Source organism: Paenisporosarcina sp. (assembly GCF_057785155.1).
In genome coordinates this window covers 73,053-94,140 of sequence record NZ_JBYNRN010000001.1, presented here as the reverse complement: position 1 = coordinate 94,140, position 21,088 = coordinate 73,053, and the positions used below count along the sequence as shown (strand labels likewise).

22 protein-coding genes and 1 pseudogene are annotated in these 21,088 nt (G+C 35.9%); 18 read left to right on the top strand and 5 right to left on the bottom strand.

The features are described from left to right. Nucleotides 1-293: 293 nt before the first annotated feature. From AC3EA5_RS00530 to AC3EA5_RS00505, 6 genes are all read left to right on the top strand, one after another. On the top strand, nucleotides 294-641 hold the full coding sequence (locus AC3EA5_RS00530; RefSeq protein ID WP_488606610.1) for a PadR family transcriptional regulator: 348 nt from the start codon (nucleotides 294-296) through the stop codon (nucleotides 639-641). After that, nucleotides 628-1,629, top strand: a complete 1,002-nt coding sequence (locus AC3EA5_RS00525; RefSeq protein ID WP_488606609.1) for an HAAS signaling domain-containing protein — start codon at nucleotides 628-630, stop codon at nucleotides 1,627-1,629. The genes AC3EA5_RS00530 and AC3EA5_RS00525 overlap by 14 nt, the downstream gene beginning before the upstream one ends. Before the next feature lie 213 nt (nucleotides 1,630-1,842). Then, the gene (locus AC3EA5_RS00520; RefSeq protein ID WP_488606608.1) at nucleotides 1,843-2,088 is read left to right on the top strand and encodes a hypothetical protein; all 246 of its coding nucleotides are present in this window, start codon (nucleotides 1,843-1,845) and stop codon (nucleotides 2,086-2,088) included. Between the two features lie 533 nt (nucleotides 2,089-2,621). Then, nucleotides 2,622-3,206 carry a GNAT family N-acetyltransferase gene (locus AC3EA5_RS00515; RefSeq protein WP_488606607.1) on the top strand — a complete coding sequence of 195 codons (585 nt, stop codon included), beginning with the start codon at nucleotides 2,622-2,624 and terminating at the stop codon, nucleotides 3,204-3,206. A 145-nt stretch (nucleotides 3,207-3,351) separates the two neighbouring features. Continuing rightward, nucleotides 3,352-3,915: a DEAD/DEAH box helicase family protein gene (locus tag AC3EA5_RS00510; RefSeq protein ID WP_488606606.1), complete on the top strand. Its 564-nt coding sequence runs from the start codon at nucleotides 3,352-3,354 to the stop codon at nucleotides 3,913-3,915. A 12-nt stretch (nucleotides 3,916-3,927) separates the two neighbouring features. Then, nucleotides 3,928-4,497: a sugar O-acetyltransferase gene (locus tag AC3EA5_RS00505; protein WP_488606605.1), complete on the top strand. Its 570-nt coding sequence runs from the start codon at nucleotides 3,928-3,930 to the stop codon at nucleotides 4,495-4,497. A 61-nt stretch (nucleotides 4,498-4,558) separates the two neighbouring features. Here the strand turns inward: AC3EA5_RS00505 and AC3EA5_RS00500 are convergent, their stop codons facing one another. Together AC3EA5_RS00500 and AC3EA5_RS00495 are read right to left on the bottom strand one after the other, a co-directional pair. After that, nucleotides 4,559-5,005, bottom strand: a complete 447-nt coding sequence (locus tag AC3EA5_RS00500; RefSeq protein WP_488606604.1) for a GDYXXLXY domain-containing protein — start codon at nucleotides 5,003-5,005, stop codon at nucleotides 4,559-4,561. Then, nucleotides 5,002-6,174, bottom strand: coding sequence for a DUF2157 domain-containing protein (locus AC3EA5_RS00495; RefSeq protein ID WP_488606603.1), 1,173 nt, complete (start codon nucleotides 6,172-6,174; stop codon nucleotides 5,002-5,004). Before AC3EA5_RS00495 ends, AC3EA5_RS00500 begins: the two co-directional genes overlap by 4 nt. Nucleotides 6,175-6,428: 254 nt before the next feature. Here AC3EA5_RS00495 and AC3EA5_RS00490 point away from each other — a divergent pair, with 254 nt between their 5' ends. The 10 genes and pseudogenes from AC3EA5_RS00490 to AC3EA5_RS00445 all read left to right on the top strand — a co-directional run bounded on the left by AC3EA5_RS00490 (nucleotide 6,429) and on the right by AC3EA5_RS00445 (nucleotide 13,928). Then, nucleotides 6,429-7,229, top strand: a complete 801-nt coding sequence (locus tag AC3EA5_RS00490) for an STAS domain-containing protein (RefSeq protein ID WP_488606691.1) — start codon at nucleotides 6,429-6,431, stop codon at nucleotides 7,227-7,229. Between the two features lie 170 nt (nucleotides 7,230-7,399). After that, nucleotides 7,400-8,668, top strand: coding sequence for an ATP-binding protein (locus tag AC3EA5_RS00485; RefSeq protein ID WP_488606602.1), 1,269 nt, complete (start codon nucleotides 7,400-7,402; stop codon nucleotides 8,666-8,668). Nucleotides 8,669-8,929: 261 nt separating this feature from the next. Beyond that, complete coding sequence (locus tag AC3EA5_RS00480) at nucleotides 8,930-9,124, top strand: hypothetical protein (RefSeq protein ID WP_394190984.1); 195 nt, start codon at nucleotides 8,930-8,932, stop codon at nucleotides 9,122-9,124. Further along, nucleotides 9,121-9,363, top strand: a complete 243-nt coding sequence (locus AC3EA5_RS00475) for a spore coat protein CotJB (protein WP_488606601.1) — start codon at nucleotides 9,121-9,123, stop codon at nucleotides 9,361-9,363. Before AC3EA5_RS00480 ends, AC3EA5_RS00475 begins: the two co-directional genes overlap by 4 nt. A 16-nt stretch (nucleotides 9,364-9,379) precedes the next feature. Then, nucleotides 9,380-9,947, top strand: a pseudogene (locus AC3EA5_RS00470) (manganese catalase family protein). A 211-nt stretch (nucleotides 9,948-10,158) separates the two neighbouring features. Continuing rightward, a complete protein-coding gene (locus tag AC3EA5_RS00465; RefSeq protein WP_488606600.1) occupies nucleotides 10,159-10,353 on the top strand; it encodes a hypothetical protein in 195 nt (64 codons plus the stop codon). Beyond that, the gene (locus AC3EA5_RS00460) at nucleotides 10,323-10,754 is read left to right on the top strand and encodes a DUF421 domain-containing protein (protein ID WP_488606599.1); all 432 of its coding nucleotides are present in this window, start codon (nucleotides 10,323-10,325) and stop codon (nucleotides 10,752-10,754) included. Before AC3EA5_RS00465 ends, AC3EA5_RS00460 begins: the two co-directional genes overlap by 31 nt. Before the next feature lie 194 nt (nucleotides 10,755-10,948). Then, nucleotides 10,949-11,101 carry an AbrB/MazE/SpoVT family DNA-binding domain-containing protein gene (locus AC3EA5_RS00455; RefSeq protein ID WP_488606598.1) on the top strand — a complete coding sequence of 51 codons (153 nt, stop codon included), beginning with the start codon at nucleotides 10,949-10,951 and terminating at the stop codon, nucleotides 11,099-11,101. Nucleotides 11,102-11,851: 750 nt separating this feature from the next. Further along, the gene (locus AC3EA5_RS00450) at nucleotides 11,852-12,907 is read left to right on the top strand and encodes a DNA adenine methylase (protein WP_488606597.1); all 1,056 of its coding nucleotides are present in this window, start codon (nucleotides 11,852-11,854) and stop codon (nucleotides 12,905-12,907) included. Further along, nucleotides 12,894-13,928, top strand: a complete 1,035-nt coding sequence (locus AC3EA5_RS00445) for a DNA methyltransferase (RefSeq protein WP_488606596.1) — start codon at nucleotides 12,894-12,896, stop codon at nucleotides 13,926-13,928. The genes AC3EA5_RS00450 and AC3EA5_RS00445 overlap by 14 nt, the downstream gene beginning before the upstream one ends. A gap of 995 nt (nucleotides 13,929-14,923) precedes the next feature. Here AC3EA5_RS00445 and AC3EA5_RS00440 read toward each other — a convergent pair. The 3 genes from AC3EA5_RS00440 to AC3EA5_RS00430 are packed head-to-tail and all read right to left on the bottom strand — an operon-like array spanning nucleotide 14,924 to nucleotide 18,914. Then, the gene (locus AC3EA5_RS00440) at nucleotides 14,924-16,723 is read right to left on the bottom strand and encodes a DUF2357 domain-containing protein (protein ID WP_488606595.1); all 1,800 of its coding nucleotides are present in this window, start codon (nucleotides 16,721-16,723) and stop codon (nucleotides 14,924-14,926) included. Continuing rightward, on the bottom strand, nucleotides 16,723-18,090 hold the full coding sequence (locus AC3EA5_RS00435; protein ID WP_488606594.1) for an McrB family protein: 1,368 nt from the start codon (nucleotides 18,088-18,090) through the stop codon (nucleotides 16,723-16,725). The genes AC3EA5_RS00440 and AC3EA5_RS00435 overlap by 1 nt, the downstream gene beginning before the upstream one ends. Before the next feature lie 17 nt (nucleotides 18,091-18,107). Continuing rightward, nucleotides 18,108-18,914, bottom strand: coding sequence for a hypothetical protein (locus AC3EA5_RS00430; protein WP_488606593.1), 807 nt, complete (start codon nucleotides 18,912-18,914; stop codon nucleotides 18,108-18,110). A 483-nt stretch (nucleotides 18,915-19,397) separates the two neighbouring features. Here AC3EA5_RS00430 and AC3EA5_RS00425 point away from each other — a divergent pair, with 483 nt between their 5' ends. After that, nucleotides 19,398-20,246 (top strand): hypothetical protein, encoded by an 849-nt coding sequence (locus AC3EA5_RS00425; protein ID WP_488606592.1) that lies wholly within the window; start codon nucleotides 19,398-19,400, stop codon nucleotides 20,244-20,246. A gap of 21 nt (nucleotides 20,247-20,267) precedes the next feature. Further along, nucleotides 20,268-21,083, top strand: coding sequence for a nuclease-related domain-containing protein (locus AC3EA5_RS00420; protein WP_488606591.1), 816 nt, complete (start codon nucleotides 20,268-20,270; stop codon nucleotides 21,081-21,083). Nucleotides 21,084-21,088: the final 5 nt, after the last annotated feature.

Genomic DNA, 21,088 nt, shown 5'->3' with positions numbered 1-21,088 from the left:
AAGAAGACACTTCGACCTAAAATCGAAGTGTCTTTTTCAGAGACTGCGCGAAACCCACTAACGCCAAATTATCACGGCCTACCGCCAAATAAATGCCTCCAAACGCCACATTATTCACTCCAACCGACAAATTATCCAAGTCGAACGCCAATAAACCACAGCCCACCGCCAAATCTCCATCCCTAATCCTACAAAAACCCAACTCAACTATTGCTATTCAACATACGATAATGTATGATACACAGTATAAACCGACACTGTACGTCATACACTAAAACAAAAGAGGTGAACCAATGAGCCAACTTCTCAACTCCCTAACCACGGAACTCAGACGCGGAACCTTAACACTCGCCGTCCTTAGCCAACTCAAAACCCCTCAATACGGATACTCACTCGTCCAGCGACTTGAAAGCTGTGGCATCACCATCGACCAAAGCACCCTGTACCCATTACTTCGTAGACTCGAAAAACAAGAACTTGTCACCAGCACCTGGGACACAACCGAAAGCAGACCGCGCCGCTACTATGTCTTAAGCGCATTTGGCATCACCACCTACAACCAACTCCGAGCAGAATGGGAAAAAACATCGCATGAACTATTTTTATTAATGAAAGGAGAGAATCACCATGAACCTGATTGACCTGTACATCCACGAAGTCACGCGCCGACTTCCAGAACGAAACCGAGAAGACATCGCACTCGAACTACAGTCGACCATTGCCGATATGTTACCAGACGACCCAACGGAAGCCGAAGTCAAACAAGTCCTCACCCAACTCGGCAACCCAGCTGTCCTAGCAAGTAACTACCGAGACCGTCCCATGCACCTGATCGGACCGAAATACTTTGACGTCTACACCAACCTATTAAAAGTCGTCTTGCCAATCGCCATGACCATCACGCTCATCGTCCTAATCGGAAAAATCATCGTCACCACATCCGGCGACCAATCGATCGGCGCATTCATCGCGACGATTATCAGCCAAGCCGTATGGCAACTCATCAGCACAGCCATGCAAACCGCATTCTGGATTACGCTCGTCTTCGCCATCATTGAGCGAACCGACAAAGTCGCGGACCAAATACCAGTCACCATGAACTTCAAAACATGGACACCCGATGACCTAAAACAAATCACACCCATACCTATCAAAAAACGCATCACCAAATGGCATATATTCGGCAGCTTACTATGGACCGCCATATGGGCAACCGTCTACTTTAACGCCTCAAACCTACTCGGCATCTACAACAACCGAGGCCAAGGACTAACATTCGAATCGCCCATATTCAACCAAGACGTGCTCCAATCGTACTGGCTACTCATCGTGCTAATCATTGCACTCGAAATCGCGCTAGCCATATACAAAGCACTCAAAAAACAATGGACCAATAAAGTCGCCATCTTCAACACCGTTACCCAAATCGTCGCACTCGGCATCCTAATCGTCATCTTCACCAACCCGAATCTCTGGAACGACACATTTATCATCCAATTCAACGAAGCACTGAACATCAACAAAAACGTTGAAACGTGGGCAACCCAAACAAGCCGAATCACCATCGCCGTCGTCATAATCTTCACCGTCATCGACATAATCGACGGATTTAGAAAAGCACGTCTGTAAAACCTAAAGCCCTTTTTGGGTTAATAAAGAAGAGCCACCTTCGAACCATACAAAAGCGGCTGAAGATGCCATTTCAGCCGCCCACTTAAACGTTGAACCATATTTATACAGCGGTTGGAACACACATCGAGTAACAACCATCAAATCCTATCAATCCTCATCCAAAGAGCAAACACAAGCACAGCGAAACTAGCGCTTCCGCTAGAAGTCGATATGCTATTATGGCTAGATGAAATCAAATACAAAAACACCTTCGGCACAAGCATCCTAGCCGAATGGGTAATCGCGAATACCAATAGCGTGACCATCATGGCTTACCGTGATTCAGCGCCAATGATAATCGACATCGTCAAAAACGAAATGACCATGGCTCAAAACTACGGCAAGAGGATCGTTGTCGGAGAGAAACCGGCGTTATCGACGAAGGCACATTTGCAGAAGAATGCGAAGCCTTCATAAACCAACAACTCGCTGAAGTCGCAGCACACTATGCTGGAACTCCCGCATACAAAGGGAATGCCATCCACCATGTCGTTAGCTGGATAACACTGCAACAATAAAAATTAAAGGAACTTCGATGCTTGACTGATCGAAGTTTCTTTTTTATTTTCCTAGAGACGAGGAATGTGTCTTGTACTCACATAGTATTCCTCTAAAAACCCGCTAACGCCAAATTATCACGGACTATCGCCAAATAAATGCCTCCAAACGCCAGATTATCAATTCCAAACGACAAATTATCCAAGTCGAACGCCAATAAACCCCCGCCAAACGCCAAATAACTCACATGATCTAGAAACTCCCTCAATCGTTATCCTAAATATCTTAATCAAATAGACTTATCCGAAATAGGGAGTGTCTCTTTTAATAATTAGGATTGATAAATATTGGTCGATTTGAAATAATTAGTATTAATCAAAAGGGATTAATAGGCTATACGATAGGTGTAATGAATCTTTTTAGATCGTGAATTTATTTGAGAAGGTGACAAAATGATTACATATTTAGGAACACCGAAAATAGAAACCGAACGATTAATTCTTAGAAGGATGGAACTTTCTGATACTCAAAAGGTTTTCGATAACTGGCTATCGGATGAACGGATATCAGACAATCGCGTCAATTCGGAACACAAGACCGTTTCAGAAACAATCGAGAGAGTAACGAAGATAGTCGATGATTATGTCAATAAAGATTTTTGTTGGTGGGCTATTGAGCGAAAAGCTGATGGTGATTTAATTGGTGAAATCGATTTATACGACTTTGATGATACTACCGGAAACTGTGAGGTAAGTTATTCTATTGGATATGAATGGTGGAACCAGGGATATGCGACCGAAGCGTTAAGGGCAGTTGTGGAATTTGGCTTCCGACAAATGAATATTCATAAAGTCGCTGCAGCACATAACACTGATAACCCGGCTTCTGGAAAAGTATTAGTTAAAGCAGGGATGGTTCAAGAAGGAATCATCAGACATATGATTCGTAATGCCAAGAGTCAATACAAAGACTGTACTATTTATGGAATACTTCAAGAAGATTATTCTAAAACATTGATTTCACCGTCATCGACTTAATCGACGGATTTAGAAAAGCACGTCTGTAAAACTTTAAGCCCTTTTTGGGTTAATAAAGAAGAGCCACCTTCGAACCATACAAAAGCGGCTGAAGATGCCATTTCAGCCGCCTTATCCTAACTACATCCTAGAATGGAGAATACATATGAAAAAATTCGTTCTCATTGTCGGCCCGCAAGCGGTCGGCAAAATGACAGTCGGTCACGAACTTGAAAAAATGACACAGTTAAAATTATTTCATAACCATTTAACGATTGAACTGGTACAACCTTTCTTTGACTATGGAACACCAGCGGGGAGTCGCTTAGTCAAATTATTCCGAAGAGAAATGTTTGAGGAATTTGTAAAAAGTGATATGTACGGTGTGATTTTTACATTTGTTTGGGCATTCGATCAACAAGCTGACTGGGATTACGTAAAAGAAACCACAGCGATTTTTGAATCCAAAGGAGCGGAAGTCTGTATAGTTGAACTGCAAGCCGATATTGAAGTAAGACTTGAACGAAACAAATCAGACCATCGTCTCACACACAAAGCCACAAAACGAAACATTGAATGGTCAGAAGAAGAACTAAAAAAAACAGCCCATAAACTTAGACTGAACTCATTAGACGGCGAAATCACAAAAGAAAACTACATCAAAATCAACAACACCCATTTAACCGCAGCCGAAACCGCGAAATTGATTCAAGAAAGATTTAATTTATAAGAGGTGACAACCATGCGAACAGAAAAAGAAAAAATGTTAGCAGGGGAGATGTACAACCCTGCAGACCCAGAATTAGTACGAGATCGAGAGACGGCGAGAAAGAAAATCCGGATCTACAACGAAACACTCGAAACAGAACATGACAAACGCGTTGAACTGTTAAAAGACTTATTCGGTTCAAGTGGGGAAAAACTGTACGTTGAGCCAACACTACGTGTCGATTACGGTTACAACATTCATGTCGGAGAAAATTTCTTTGCGAATTTCGATTGTGTGATTTTAGATGTTTGTGATGTAAGAATTGGAGCGAATTGCTTTATTGCGCCAGGCGTACATATTTATACAGCCACACACCCGTTAAACCCAATCGAACGCAACACGATGTTTGAATACGCGAAACCCATTACGATTGGAGACAATGTATGGATTGGTGGGGGAGCCATCATCAATCCGGGCGTCACAATTGGTGACAATGTGGTTATCGCATCTGGAGCTGTCGTCACGAAAGATGTACCGAACAATGTCGTGGTTGGTGGAAATCCAGCGAAGTTGATCAAGGAAATAACTGTAGAAGAAAACTAAAAAAACACCTTACGCTGCGGGTAGGTTTTAAATCCTAGCTCACAACGTAATGGTGTTTTTACTATTTTGTCTCGCGTACTTCTAAAACTGTCGGTCGTATGGATCCCCAAGGCGCTACATAAACAGTAGCTTGCAAATCACGCGCTTTTTCAAGTTCAGGGCCTACTCCTTGTTCCACATAAAACTGTTCAAGTTGAGGGGCCATTACGCGGTCGAAATACATGCCTTTTATTCCGCCAAAGAACGGTTCGTTTTCCATACGGTCAATGACGGCAAATCCATCTTCCCCTTGTTTTAGGGTGAAATAAACATCGCCTTGTGTAACGCCAGCTGGAGCTTTCAAGTCAGGATATTGAAGCATCACATACTCTCCGTAAAACGGATCGAACGGGTCAAACGGTTCAGCACGTAACACGTATTCTTCCCCAACCCACGAAATCGCGTAAAAGCTAACAACAAGGAGCATCACAAAAAGCGTTTGAACAATCGGCATGATCCACTTTTTCATGATGCAACACCTTCTTTCTTACGCTTCAGCCACCAACCGATGCCGGATAGAACAAATAGCAAGATGGCACCGAGTAGGAAGAATAACGACATATCGAGTCGTTCCCAGGCATACACGAAGTAAATCACAAACTGAACGACGATGAAGTAAACAAATCCTAAAGCAAGTGGCTGATCTTGACGCTGCGCAATCATCAAATACACAAGCGCACTAATCTCTGCAACAACTGCAAGCCCAATGGCCGTTTCGTCAAATAAAAGAAGGCCAATCGCTCCTAAAATGGCGACCCAAACAATCGAGCGGAACTTCATCCAAGTAATCGCTGCAACGACGAGTCCAGCTACAGCAAGGGCAATAGCTTCTGGCCAATTCACATCAACCAGTGTCAAATCGGTCTCGCCTCGAATGGCTAAATAGACGACCAAAATGACTGCTCCTACCATCAAATACAAGGGGCGAAGTCGATATTCAAATTTTGGAACCAATAAGAGAATGCCTACTAACACAAACAATGTCCATACCGGCCATAGCGAACTCTTGTAATCTAGTAAACTCCATAACATTAACCCGGAACCAAACAGTAACAACCAACAAAGCAACATCGGCTCAATTGCTTTACTGAAATAAAACCAACCAAATGTCACGGCGATGAATAAAATCCATTCAACCCATCCAATAGAAGAAATAGCTGACACTAATGTAAATAAGCCAAAGACGAATCCGACAATCACATATGCCTGATGTCGCCAGATGAAATAATGAGCGATTGCAGCTATATAGATCACCCAAGGGACGAGGGAATCAGACATCGAAAAGTGAAACGTTTGTGCGGTAACGATCATACTGGCTCCAAACATGGCTAGCCCTAGTAAACGGAACAGAATCGGCCACCCAAAATGTCTTTTCTCTGCAAAGTGACCCAGTACATAAAATCCCCACATTAAACCAAGCATGATGCCAACTCGCACAAAATCCGGGATTAAACTCCAATTCGCCGCGATAAAACTAAACACAGCTAATGCAAAGAAAATCAATCCGATCGTTAATAACAATGGCACTTTGCGTTTCTGCGGCTGCTTCCGTTCATACGCCACAATCGAATCGTGTGTCGATTCGTCAATAACCCCCGCATCAAGCCATTCTTTTAACTTATGATTCATCCAATCCATCACGTACACCCCCTTAAAATAGTGTTCTTACTTGCATTATAATCCGATTTGAAGCGATAAGATACAGGCAAGAATGGATAATTGAACAGGTGAAAATAGAGAAAGTGAAATCCTTCGCGTTATGTCGTATTGAAATAAAAACCTCTAATATTTTCAATTTACAGTTTATTTAGAAATGGAAGTTTAGTAAACTGAATATGTGCTTAAGTTGACTTATTAGGAGTGATTATCAAGTGGAAGCGATTTTATTAGATATGAAACTAAAATTATATATCCAAGAAAATAAGGATCAATTTGAAAGAAGCTTATTAAACCAAGCAGTGAATGTAAGAGAAAAGATTAACGATATTTTAAAATATGGGGACATTGATTTAATCAATAATGCCCACAAACTCGTTTCCTACATATTGGAAAACAAAGAACAAAAACTACGAGATTTCGCAAAACAGGAGGGAATCGCCTGGGCAACGTACTCATTAACCTTAGCTTTCAAATTAGAGTGGGTACAAGCCATTCGTAGAACCATATGGAATTTTATAGAGGAATATAATAGAGTATCACGAGAAGAAACAACTGATTATTTCTTCCAATTGGAAAAACAAATAAACAATCACGTCGATCAGTTTTTAAACACATTCTTCATTGAGTATTCAACTTACAAAGATTCTTTATTATCAGCGCAACGAGAGCTTGTCGAGAACTTATCGGTACCGATCATTCCGATATCCTCAACAATCTGTATCCTGCCTTTAATAGGATCAATTGACTCATTCCGTACGAGTGTATTAGAAGAAAAAGTGCTCATGGAAATTGGCCGATTACGTATTCAAACACTTATCATCGACCTTTCTGGAATAGCCGACATGGAAGCAGAAGTGATTCATCATCTGATGAAAACCATAAATGGAACTGCCATGATGGGATGCCATACGGTCCTTACCGGATTGAGATCCGAAGTCGTTAGAAAAATGATTCACCTCGGTATCAAATTCGACAAAGATACTGAAACCTACGGAACATTGCAACACGCATTGTGTGTGTATTTGAGTAAATAAACGGTGATCGACTTTAAGGTAAGAGCCCTTCGTCAATATGATGAAGGGCTTATTCATATTTCAGGAAACGCTAAAGTGAGTCAGGAATTCAAAATAATGTAAAATATTCTATTGCCCTAATGGGTATTCTATGCGAAAATAGCTAATTAATCTTATTTAAGGGGCAAACCATGAAAAACCGCATAGAATTTTTCCGGATCATTCCGTTTATTTATTTAATAGTAGGACCCATATGGGTTTTTGGGACAGATTATGTATTAAAAACATCTAACTTATCTGCTGAAAAAATTCAGCTGCTTGAAACGATTAAAGGGTTACTATTCATCGTTATCACCGCTACATTATTATATGTTCTATTGAGAAGCTTAAGTCATTCCAAAAAAATCGAAGAAGAAAAAGAGAAGCTGACTTTGTTGATTGATACAATGCCTGACCTCGTGTCGTTTAAAGATGGTGAAGGGAATTGTTTAGAACTAAACAAATTTGGTGCTGAGTTATTTGAATTAGAAAACTTCGATTTCAAAGGGAAGTCAACCGAACAGTTAGCGGCAAACAGCGAATTCTATCACGATGCGTTGCTTTACTGTATCGATACAGACGAAGAGGCATGGAAGGCTGGTAAAATGAGTCGCTGTGAAGAAACCATTCCCACACGAGACGGTTCATACAAAACGTTTGATGCGTTCAAAGTGCCAATTTTCCATAAAGATGGTTCTAGAAAAGCATTGTTAGTAATCGGGCGAGATATCACCGATTTAAAAGAAACAGAGAACATGTTAAGACAATCTGAAAAAATGTCCGTTGTTGGTGAACTAGCAGCTGGGATTGCGCATGAAATTCGAAACCCACTGACAACCATTAAAGGCTTCATGCAAATGCACCAAGACAAAACCATTAAGATTGAGGAACATATTGACGTATTAGTCGATGAAATCGATCGCATCAATAGCATTTGTACAGACCTATTACTGATAGCAAAACCTACAGAACTCATTTTTGCGAATAAAAACGTCAACACCATTGTAAAAGATGTCGTACACCTACTATCAACAGAAGCGAAACTGAAAAACACAAAAATCAACCTAATTGAAATCGATCAATTTGATGCTTATTGTAACGATAGTCAATTAAAACAAGTGTTTATCAATGTCCTTAAAAACGCCTTAGAAGCAATCACCACAAATGGTGAAGTCAAAATAACAATCGAAGACAAAAAAGAGGATTTCTTCGCAGTGAAGTTTGAAGACAATGGCTGCGGAATTGACGAAACACGATTGAAACACATCGGAGAACCTTTCTATAGTGTCAAAGAAAAAGGCATTGGACTAGGAATGACTGTGAGCTATCGCATTATGGAAACCCATAAAGGGTCGATTAACGTCTCAAGCCAAGTAAATGTAGGAACAAGCGTGGAAATTTTATTACCGAAAGTAAAATGATAAATCTGGAATTCTAATAGCGGATTATGGGTTTATTGGACTGAGCAATATCCAAAAGAATGAAAGAGACGAGCGAAAACGCTCGTCTCTTTTTTGTGGGCCTCCGGCATTGGATTCACATCCGTCAATATAGGTTTGGTTAACGTAGAAAGGAAGAGCTGAAAGCTAGGTGTCTTATGTATGGGCATAATCAGGAACAGGTTGAAAAACTTTAATAATTCCATGAAGGTCTTCATATGGTAATTATGAGGAGTGAGCGATATGAATACGTCTTTTTATCGTGGCGTATATGTGCCTTATGGAGGAAGTCCAAAAGTGTTTGTATTGCCGCCACCTATATGGTGGCAAAAGCAACCGATGTATAGTCCGGAGTTTTCGCCTGAAGATGCCTTTGTACAGGGGTCTGTTTGGCCGATGTTAGTCGATGGATATTCAAAAGAGGAAGGGATCTCATGAGCGAAGATCAGCGAAAAATGTTACTGTCCCTTCAAGTTGCTGATTTTAATGTAATCGAGTGGGTGCTCTATATGCATACGCATCCGGATGATCTTGTGGGGTGTCAAAAGAAAAAAGAAGCGATGAAGATTGCGGCCAAAACCAGAAAATCGTATGAAGCTCTATATGGTCCTTTGACATTTCTCACCCCGATTTCTTGTACTAAAAAGAGCGAGACCCCTTGGCCATGGCAGGTTTGAAAGGATGGGATAGTCGATGTGGATCTATGAAAAAACTCCAATACCCAGTAGAAGTCCGCGATACAAATCCAACGTTAGCAAAATATTTAATGGAACAATACGGTGGTGCAGATGGCGAACTAGCAGCTGCATTAAGGTACATGAATCAACGATATACGGTGCCAGATAAAGTAATTGGATTACTAAATGATATTTCTACAGAAGAGTTCAGTCATTTGGAAATGATTGCAACGATGATTTACAAATTGACGAAGGATGCAACGCCCGATCAATTAGAAGCAGCAGGATTAGGCGCCCATTTTGTGAGTCACGGCCACTCTCTCTTTTATAACAATGCAGCAGGAGTACCATTTACCGCTACGTATATTCAAGCAAAAGGTGATCCCATCGCTGACTTATACGAAGACATCGCAGCTGAAGAAAAAGCTCGCGCAACGTATCAATGGTTAATCGATATTTCGGATGATCCGTATATTAACGATTCATTACGATTTTTGCGTGAGCGTGAAAACGTCCATTCCATGCGTTTTAGAGAAGCGGTAGAAATGTTAAAAGAAGACCAAACACAGAAGAAAATTTTTTAAGCGCCGAGTAAAATGGCGCTTTTTTTGTGTTTAATAAATCATCTCTTAATCTCCTAATAGTTTGGATGCAAATCTATGAATAACAACCAAATATAATGTAGCAATAGCACTTCTGCTCAATCAATCTTCTCCTTTAGTAATGTATACATCAGGAAAGAATACAAAAGATACGTATTGTAGAAAAGCACACCATAAAGGAGAAAAAATAGCGATGGATTTTAATTTAATTTGGCAAACAGTTCTTATATTTGTAATTGGAACCATTCTTTTAAAAATTGGCGGAAGAAAATCAATCTCTCAAATGACGATTCCGCAAGTCGTTATTATGATCGCAATCGGTTCATTACTTATCCAACCAGTCACTGGAAGGGGACTTTGGGCAACGTTTGGGTGGCACTCGTATTAACAACCAGTCTAGCCCTTACCGAATACATCCAATTAAAATTTGATACGACCGAATCTCTTATTGCGGGTAAGGCTGTACCGGTCATTATAAACGGGACTATAAATGAAAAGAACCTAAAGAAACTACGCTTAACTGTAGATAAATTAGAAGCACGTCTAAGACAATCAGGTATTGCTGACATAAAAGATGTTCAATTTGCTACACTCGAATCGAGCGGCCAAATAGGATATATGTTAAAAGAAGAAAAGCAACCTGCAACAAAGGAAGACATTCAAAATCTCATTCAATTAATTCAAACAGGTCAACTAAAGGATCGATCGAACAAAAAATCAACCGAAGCGAATATCTTCACTGAAACCGTCAATAATAATTCTTCTAATGTACCTAATCACCTACAATGAAAACGATTTAATATTCACTTTAGGCTTGTTAAGAGAGCAGTGAAGCTTATTACATAAAAAGAAGCGGCTGAAGATGCTATTTCAGCCGCCACTTGCTTTAAAGTGATATTTACTTTATTTAAAAAAGCTTGATGGTCTAAATGGTATTTTTAGGATAATATTAAGTGAATCTAATTATTCCAATAGGAGGTATTATGAAAAAGATTATAAGAATAATTGACTCTGCAAATCGATTAAATATTCCAAAAGAAATGATCGAAAAACTGGAAATAATAAAAGGTGACTCTATTGAAATTTTTTATGAAGTAAATAAAATTATATTGAAAAAGTTTGATACCAAACAATAATAAATCGGAAATCTATAAAAAATATATGAAGATAATAAATAAGAATTTACTGCTTAGTAAAACTACATCATTATTTGAGTTGTATTATAACCAAAAACTTAACACGGAACGAATGTTCTGATATAATACTATTAATAAAGAGATTTAAAACTGCTCTTTACGTTTGCTAACTTTTTGCTTTATTTGTTAATCGTCTCAATTAAGTTCGTTGAATAAATGCTTCTCCAAATCAATTTTGGAGAGCTTTAAAATGTTCCAAGACTTTCTCACTTCATGATAGGCTGATTTCCACCTTTTCACGAAATCTTCTAATTTTTTACCTATAGTAAGATTCTAAGGGTGAAGGACCAATATGAAATTTCAACAGATTTCTGCACTATTTGTAACACGAAACTTGTTAGGAATATTACTAGAAAAATAAAAGCAACATTATTGGTATTGGAGCATCATAAATACTTCATCTTTTTTCACTATAGATTGCATGTCATCTGGTGTAAAATGGATCATAGGGAAGTCCTCTTATTCTGTAAATTGGTTGTTGAGACTTAATTCTACAAGAAGAGGTCTTCCTTTTTTCTTTATTCATTTACACATGATATTTTACTCTCTCTTACTTTATCATAGACTTCAAATCCTATGAACATTATAATCTATAGGTATCATAATAATATATCAAAACATAAGTGTTTCTTAAGGAAATTATTTTCTAGGATGCACTTTTTATTTTAGTTAATATGGAGTTGGATAAAAATGCGCTATATAGGTTCTAAAGAAAGACTACTTAACTTCATATATGATTATGTTGAAACAAAAGTAGACAACGAAAAACATAATCTGACTTTTGCTGATTTATTCACAGGAACCGGTTCGGTTGCCAAATTTTTTAGAAGTAAAGGATATAAAATAATTGCAAATGATATATTAACTGTTTGTGTTATATGGGCGAAGGCAGTATTAGCATCAAATAGTCAAATTACTTTTGAAAATTTAATGAAATCTAATGAACTTAGAAATAGTGAATCTACTAACTTATTTCAAGAGAATAGGGATGTGGTTCTTAATCATTTAAATAATCTGAAGGGTATAGAAGGGTTTATCTATAAAGAATACTCACCCAAAGGAAATAGAATGTACTTTACTTGTGAAAATGCTTCGAAGATTGATGCAATTAGACTTCAAATTAAAATATGGAAAGACGGTAAATTAATTAATGAGTCTGAAGAAGCAATTTTGATTGCCTCATTATTAAATGCAACAAATAAGGTTGCTAATATAGCTGGAACTTACGGATCATTTTTAAAAGAATGGGATAGAAGAGCATTTAAAGTAATCTATTTAGAAGGTATTGACGATTCAAATAACGATGAATTAGAACATGTGGTATTCCAACAAGAAGTACAACTGTTGGCAGATAAAATCGATGCAGATGTAGTTTATTTAGATCCTCCATATAATTTCCGTCAGTATGGTGCTTATTATCATATACTTGAAACCATTGCAGTTGGTGACTATCCACTAGTTACAGGTAAGACCGGATTAAGGCCGTGGCAGATACAAAAATCGGATTTTTGTTATAAAGATAAAGCGGCACTGGCTCTTAAAGAAGTTATAAATCGACTAAATAGTAGGCATATTTTCTTGAGCTACAATGCAGATGGTATTTTGAAACACGAGGAAATCATGGGTATATTAGAAGAGTTTGGTACAGTTGATTTTAAAGTAATTTCTTTTCGAAGATATAAAAGTAATAACGGTGGTAGTGGTGAAATTCAGGTAAAGGAGCGGTTGTATTATGTCGGAAAATAACAAAGAAATTGAACCAAAAGTGAAATTAAGTAAGAGTAAAAAAACTATAATAGATAAGAATAAGGTTTCAGAAAAAGTAGAGGGTGACAAAAATAATTTACCATTTTGGAGAGAAGAGAAAAGTAAGGGTAGAAAGAAAAAGGAAATGGGAGTTAATGGTATTAATTTAGGGGAAAGGGGTATCTATGATAAAAGAAATAAATTAAATGATCTCACAGGTAGAGAATGGACATTTTTTCTTAATAGTGTCCTTGTAAAGGCATATCCACCAACATTAAAAGATGGAGTAGGCTTTGATTTAAGGAAAATTCATCCCTCTCCAAAACCACCTCAGTTAATGAAAGATATTATTTCATTTTTCACAAAAGGAGATCAATGGATATTAGATCCTTTCGTAGGAGTAGGTGGAAGTCTTTTAGGTGGATCACTCTGTGACCCACCTAGACATGGAGTAGGAATTGATTTAAATCATTTGTATTTAAATGCGTATCAAACTGTTTGTGAGATTGATAATATACCACTTGAGCATACAATACATGGAGACTCAAAAGAAGTGCTAGCCAACTCCAATCCTTTATTAGATAGGAAATTTCAGTTAATTATAACTGATCCTCCCTATGCAGATATGATGTCTAAAAAAAAGACTGGTCAGAAATTAAAGTTTTATGGAAAAGACGATGCGTCACCATATACAGATGATAAACGAGATCTTGGAAACCAAGAGTATGATCAATTTTTAGTGCAATTTAGAGATATTATGGAGCTGGCTGTCGATAAACTCGAAACAGGGAAATATGCAGTTGTATTTTGTAAAGATTTTCAACCAAAACCGGGAAAACCTAATATATTACATGCAGACATTATTAATTCATTAAGTACCATACCGGGTTTAGTTTATAGAGGAATGAAAATATGGTACGATCAAGCAAACGATCTATTTCCTTTTGGATACCCGTATGCTTTTGTAATGCATCAAATGCACCAATATATACTGATTTTCAGAAAAGAAGAAGATAAATAAATTATAAAAGGAATTAAACGGATATTCATACAAAAATAAATTTAAAAGTTGGTTTAACAAAGGAAACCCTAAGTTCCTTCAGTGACTCTTAGTTTAATTTGTTTTAAATCAGATATTTTTATAATAGTAGATGTAGTTTTTCACAGTGCTTTCTAGGATTGCCGTCGAAGTGAGTGTAAGATTATAAAGATTGAACCTTTCAGCCTTCAGTGAGGCGTGGAGAAATACAATTGGGGCATTAACAGCTGGCATTCCTTTCGGGACATGCTTATGTTAATGTCTTTTTCTTTTTATGGCAGCTTGATTCGTAAGATCTGTATACAAATATCACTATGAAGATTACAATTGTTCAGTGAAAGAAATAGTTGATTTGGATTATTCTTTGTTATGTTTTGTAGCTCATTATCATTTCTTTTCTCAAAATTTTCCCGTAACCATACGTTTATTAATGTTTCTTGCAAAGTAATTCAATCTTGTTTTCCAAATCTGCTTTCTTTCTCATTAGGATAATATGGTCATTTACTAGTTCATTTTTTAAAGGCTTGTAAAGCTACTCTTTTGAAAACACTTCCTATCAATCGATTCTCTACCTTCAACTTTTTCATTTCATTATCTTTATTTGGTCCTTTATAGAAGGTAAATAGTTTACGTACTAATTGTTAGGAACGATTTGGTTCCATGTTACAATACCATCTCATCCAAGTTTTTATTGGTGTTGTTTTTTTATACAGAGTACCTCCATCACTTCAGCCACAGGAACACCTTACATTCTCATTCATATTGCTTCTTTCAACAGGATAACTGACTTTGGTACCCAAAGTAAAAACACCTTCAAGTTGGATTTAGGTAGTATATTCCTAGATTTCAACATAAAGGTGTTTAAATTTGCCTCATCTTTAGGGAGGGATTCCATTTCGACGTAGCGGGCGATCGATCCTTGTCTAATTTTTAGGTCACTTCAGATTTTAATGGTGTTTAAATTTATTAAACTAATTTTATAGATTTTTTCTATTGAAATGAGTAAGGATTTTTTTAATGAATTTTGTTAAAGTTTCTCTTTGACTAATATTTAATTCATTATTATTAGTTGGATAAAGCGGTATTGCTCCGATAGATGGGACGATATCCACCTTCTCATTCCAAAACTCTATAGATTGCTCTTTACTCGGTAAGATTACAAAGGAGCCTTCCACCCCTCTAATGGAATCCTTGTATGCATGCATTGTCATAAGATCGATTCTTTTGGCTATCCTCTCATCAAAAGTAACTGAATTTACGTTATCCGAATCAAAATCAGAAGAATTTAATAATTCATTAATCTTATTAATCTTATATTTTGCATCAAACACAACAGTTCCAATTAATTTACTTTCTTTATATATATTTAATAAGAAATCCGGATCCATTCTCATTGAGTATGAACTAAGTAAAATATCGTTCTTTGAAGATTTTAATTTATGTTGATACAATATTTCCAATTTAAAAGAATGAAATTGTGTTGTTATACTTTTGATAAAATTTTTACCGCTACCAAATTCAACTTTAAAATTTCCAGTAGACATTGATTTTAATATCTCTAGAAACTCTGTGAGGACCCATATCTCATAAATATCGTAAACAGGTTTAATTTGTTTATGAAATAATAATTTGTAGAGTTCTGTCCATTGTAAATTTTCTGACATTAATAACTGTTCATAAAAATTAAAGAAATCACTATACCCGTGCGCACTTCGTAGAGCTAAATTACCAGATTCAATATATTGAACACTCTTTACATCTAATAAAATATAGTTTGAGATCATTTCTTCTACTATGGTTAAAAGTCTAAATGACTCTAAGCCGACAAAAGTGTTCTTATTGAAGAGGATAATAAGTTCGTTTAAAGTACCATACGTTTCCTCTAATATATATTTAATAAATCTATTTTCTATTGTGTCATGTGTTAGGTTGGTATTATATTCATTTAAAAAATAAGGAATATTTTCTTGGGAATTATATGAATAAGGTACTCCTGGATCAGTAGTCAACCAATAAGGACTATTAATTATAGATAATAGTGTACGTTGATCAAACTTAGATAATTCACCAATCGGAACCAATTTTTCATGTTCAATTAGTTTTCTAATCGGAGCGTTAAGGATTTCTTGAAAAGAACTTGGGAGTTTGTCATTAGAAAGTGCCGACCTAATGAAGAAAAATTTTCTTAGCAAGCTCTTTTCGGAATAAGAATTACTCTCAACAGTTAAACTTGTAGCACTTTTATCGCTCCATATAATTTCAGAACAAACTCTGTTAATATTATCTATCATTATTTTATAATCTGACAGGTAGTCAACTTTTTTTGCTCTAATTTCTATGGGCAAATTAAATGTATCATTATAGTCCCAATATAATCTTAATGAATCTTTACCTACGAAAGATGTCCAATTTAGTTTTGCATATGCAAAATTCTCAAGGTAACGTACCTTACCTTGTAAAGGATTAAAGGAATTATTATGTAATGTAGGTAAAAAATTGAGTTGTGATAGACCGTTGTATTTAATTTCTATATTATAGGAAATATTTTCAAGGAATTTAAGATCCTCTAATAAAGGTTCATTAGAATAAATGATTGAATTTTTAGCATACAAGTTCTTGTCTTCACTTTTCTCGCAAAATAAAATTATTGTATAGGAGCTTTTAATAATTGTAACAGTTGTCGGAGTTGTTAACTCAAGTGGCTTTGATGGCTCAATAGTGATTGTAAACAATGGAGTCTCTATTTCAACCCTATTAGCAAAGTAAAACTCTTTCATTAAATAAAACTCCCATAATTACTATTCTCCTTGATAAGAGAGTTTAATACTTTAAATATAGAATTGGCAGATCTAGGAAACCTGTAATCTGAATTAACAAATGGGATATGTTCAATTCCGTTTAATCCATTTGGAATTTGACCACTAAGAATTTGGGTATAATGAGCATTTGTAAACGTTGAATGGCAGAAGTATAGTAGGTTTTTAAGCAATGGCTCTAATAATCTTCTTTGCCCATGAATTCTCGGTAAAACTTTTAGTAATATAGCACTATCAAGTAAATATGTTAGTGAATCGTCATTAAAAACAATATGACTATAAAGCCATAATTCTTTACCATTCCCAATAAATTGTATTAAGCGATTAGTTGTCCTATAACTAAATCTAAACGGAGAATTTACTAGTAAACCTCCTAAATGAGCGATTGTTTCTTGTAATATAGTCTGATTTATAGAGGGGTCTCTTAAAATAGAGGATTCATTACGACTTGAAATAAAACGTCTACTGTGAGTAAGGTCATCAGCATTAAAATTAATTCTTGAAAATATCGTGGCAGGAGCCGCCGTAGCAACAGATGTACCAGTTAAATAAGCAATATATTCTTCAGTCGTAGCACCATTCATTTCGATTGCATGTGCTCTATCAATAACTTTTGGACTGAATCTATAGGTGGATTCATCGATATTAACCGTACCAATTACGTATAAGTTTGGAGGAATTTCAAGGTTTTCAGGAACAAAGTATTTTCTTTCTGAATGTGCAGAAACATTAACGTAATAATCCTCTGGAAAGCTGTTCATTTCCAATATTGCTGAAGATTTATCTGCGATATCTACATAATTTTTTGCAATTACTCGAGAACCAGCATTATGCAAATTAATTGTGTCGGCCTCATATAATCCACTAATAGGTGAGTACCTTCTACTTTCAATTACACTTAAGAAGTCTGAAAAATAATGTTCTGCTTTGGCAAGATTCATCTCGTCTAACACTAAAAAGAAGGGCTCATTCGGTTCGTGTATAGCGTTTAATATCAACTGTAAAACAGGAGTAATTGAATAAACGCCTAGCAAAGGGTTATAGTATCCCAGTATCCCTTTATTGTCTAACCAGTCTGGCCTTACAGAAACAAATGCATATCTATGATTTTCTGCAGAAGGCGTTGGCGTTGGCGTACCTGCGACAGTGACAGGATGGGTGGGTGTCACCATATATTCCGTGAAATACTGAGCTAATTTTGTTTTGCCACTACCGGATATTCCAGTAAAAATTGTTATTGGTGATGTTTTAAGAGATAAATATAAATCAATTACATTTTCATCATTAAACATTAAACCTGTATTTTGTAAATACAATTGCAAGCTCATAAACTTACTCTCCTAACTCAATGTAACAAATAATTTCCAGTCTGATTCAGATACTGAATCAGATCTTGTTCAGTAAAAAAACGATTATAGGGGTAATTAATAATTAATGGCGAAAATCCATTATAATCTATTCTTTCAAGTGTCGGTGCGATCAACATTGAAGCTATAAATACGAGTCTTCTTTCATGATCTCTATTATAAGTCTTTACTCTTCTTAAGAAAGGTATTATGTTATGTTCGGAAGGGTTTAACAATCCAATTAATTGTTCAATTTGTGTATCAGATCTATTTGTCAGGCTAACTAGATCTGGCCATGGTAACTCAAATAATTTTTCTAATGCCAGAGGGTATTGTATTAAGTGTTCTGAAAAAGCTAATAATTTATTACTCTCTAAAGAATTATCAAATATTTTATTCGACAAGTTATTTGGAATAAATAATAGTAATTTATAAAGATTTTTTAACCTACGATTAAATTTTAATCTAATTTCCATATTAGTAGAGTTTTTATGTGCTCGATAAAGCCATGCCTCTTTAGCAAAGTTGGAAGGTGTTGTAGAACAATATAAAATGAAGTCGTGTCCAAGTGGATTAATAGACAATCTGGAATCAGAAAGTCCATAAACACCTTTCAAATCTACCCACACTTGATTAGGAAAACTATGATGCCCAGTTAGAAAAGACCTTATTTTTATCTCAGCGTTTATTGCGCTTCTCATACTCGACTCCTGAATATGAAAGCTGTAATCTTTCCAAGGTTTAATCGAGGGCAGACTGGGCAGTGAATACCCAGAAAAAGTATGTCTTAATGCTGCAATTGACACTTAGTTTCCTCCCCTCCCATAATAACTATTAAAAAACAATTAACAATATGTTACCACATATTTCTAATAATTATAAATTATGATTTTATATTTTACATGAAATTACTACTCATACTAAAAAATGTAGACGTTCTTTATCAAGTGATGAATAATTCTAACTTTAAAGGACCAATGAGAAAAAAACTAGTACTAGTGTTTGATGAACTTGGTATACATGAAAACTTAGAATTGACTTTTAATATGAAAACAGATAATTAAGCATTTGGTGTTGCCCCACTAAACTAACGATAATTGTTTGAGTAAGACTTTTAAAAATGATTAATGGGAATTGATTTTAGCGATCCCATACCAGCGTTCCGATTACATTAGTTTTCATTCTTTTTATCAGGTGCTTTTTCTGAATAAATTATAGTGTATGTAACACTCGTATTTTATTTTATGACATGCCAAGCCCATTAAGTGAATATTAATTGATAATGGGAGTTGAAAAAGATAAACATATTTCATTATCAAGGACAAGAAGAAGATCACTACACTCATATCTTAATGAGCATGTTGGATTACAAGGATAAAGAAATACTTCCTCAATTTCTAATAGGTTTGATAGGCGAATTTGCTACGAATTTTCATTTCTCTAATTTAACAATACATAATCGTAAAAAGTTTTCCCCACAGTCAAAAAAAGAATATGAACTAGTTATTGGTATTGCTCCGTATCTAAGTAGAGTTTCCCATAATGAACTAGAAGACAATTCCGGTTCAATACCAGATGCTTGGATATGTGGAGAAAATTTCAATTTACTGTTTGAATTTAAAATAAGAGGTGTATTAGACGAAGGTCAAATAACGGCTCATAAAAGATTAATCAATCAAGAAAATGTTCAAGTGATGAGACTTACTTGGGATCATGTAATGGATAGTTTAAAATCCATTGAAACGAAAGACGAAGTCCTTCAGTTTCTATTAAATAATTTCTTAGAACTTAAAAGGAAATTTATATCCAAAAGACGTTCATCTGGAATGCCAAAAGAACTTATCAGTGCAGTAACAAAAAGGAATGAACTCCATTTTGTTATCACAGGAAGCAAGGCATATAATCCATACAAAGTAGAGCTTGTAATTAATGGACTAAAAGAGATATTAAGAAACGACCTTTCAGGTATAACAGAAGCTCGAAAATTTATTGCTCAATATGTGGAAGACCATAAAGAAACACTTCCATTAGAATATAAAGGTGCTATTACGGAGATTAGTGACTATTGTGTTGCACCTGGAAGAGCTGAAAAAAAGAATTCATGGAATCAATGGAGACTTGGATCGTTTTTAAAATGAATTATATAAGAAGGTGGCTTGATGTTTTCGAAACTGTTCTCCAAGAAACAAACTGTGGTTTCAGCACCCACTAGCGAGAAGGTTAAACCTAAAATTGCTCCTGAAAGAATTGGGGATTTAGGTGAGTATAAAATCAATATCCAGTTAGATCAGTTGCCTAAAGATTGCAAAACCCTTAGTGATTTAATGCTGCCTAACGCTAAGTCAATGTCGGGATACTCTCAAATTGACCACATTATTATAAGTCCTTACACGATATTTGTAATTGAAACTAAAAACTATGCTGGAACCATCTATGGAGATGTTAAAAGACCTAAGTGGTTAGTAAATGGCAAGTTTCCATTGATGAATCCATTTCACCAAAACTATGGACATATAAAAGCTATACATAATTTATTACCTCAAATCGATATATCTCAATTTGTATCTATGGTTTCATTCACAAAGAGAAGTACTTTTAAGGTAAATGAGGAATTAAGAAAGATTCAATCCAACGAATTGATTGTATATGACACGGAACTTAGCGAATTTATTGCTAGGAAGATAAATGTGTTAAAAATGACAATGAAATCAGTCACTTTTAGTGAAGAACAAATCAACGAAATGCATGTTGTATTATCCTCGAAAAATGTATTGGATTCACATCTGCGAGCAAACCATGTTAAACGTATTAAATCGAGTGCAGGTATTGAAGAATCAAAAGCATCACAAATTACAAAAGTTGTCTGTCATACATGTGGAATTGAAGTGTCTGAGAAAGTAAGTGATTTTTGTAGTGCAAATAAAGCTAGATTTAAAGGGAGTAGCTATTGTTTTGAGCATCAGAAACATTTATGAAGGGT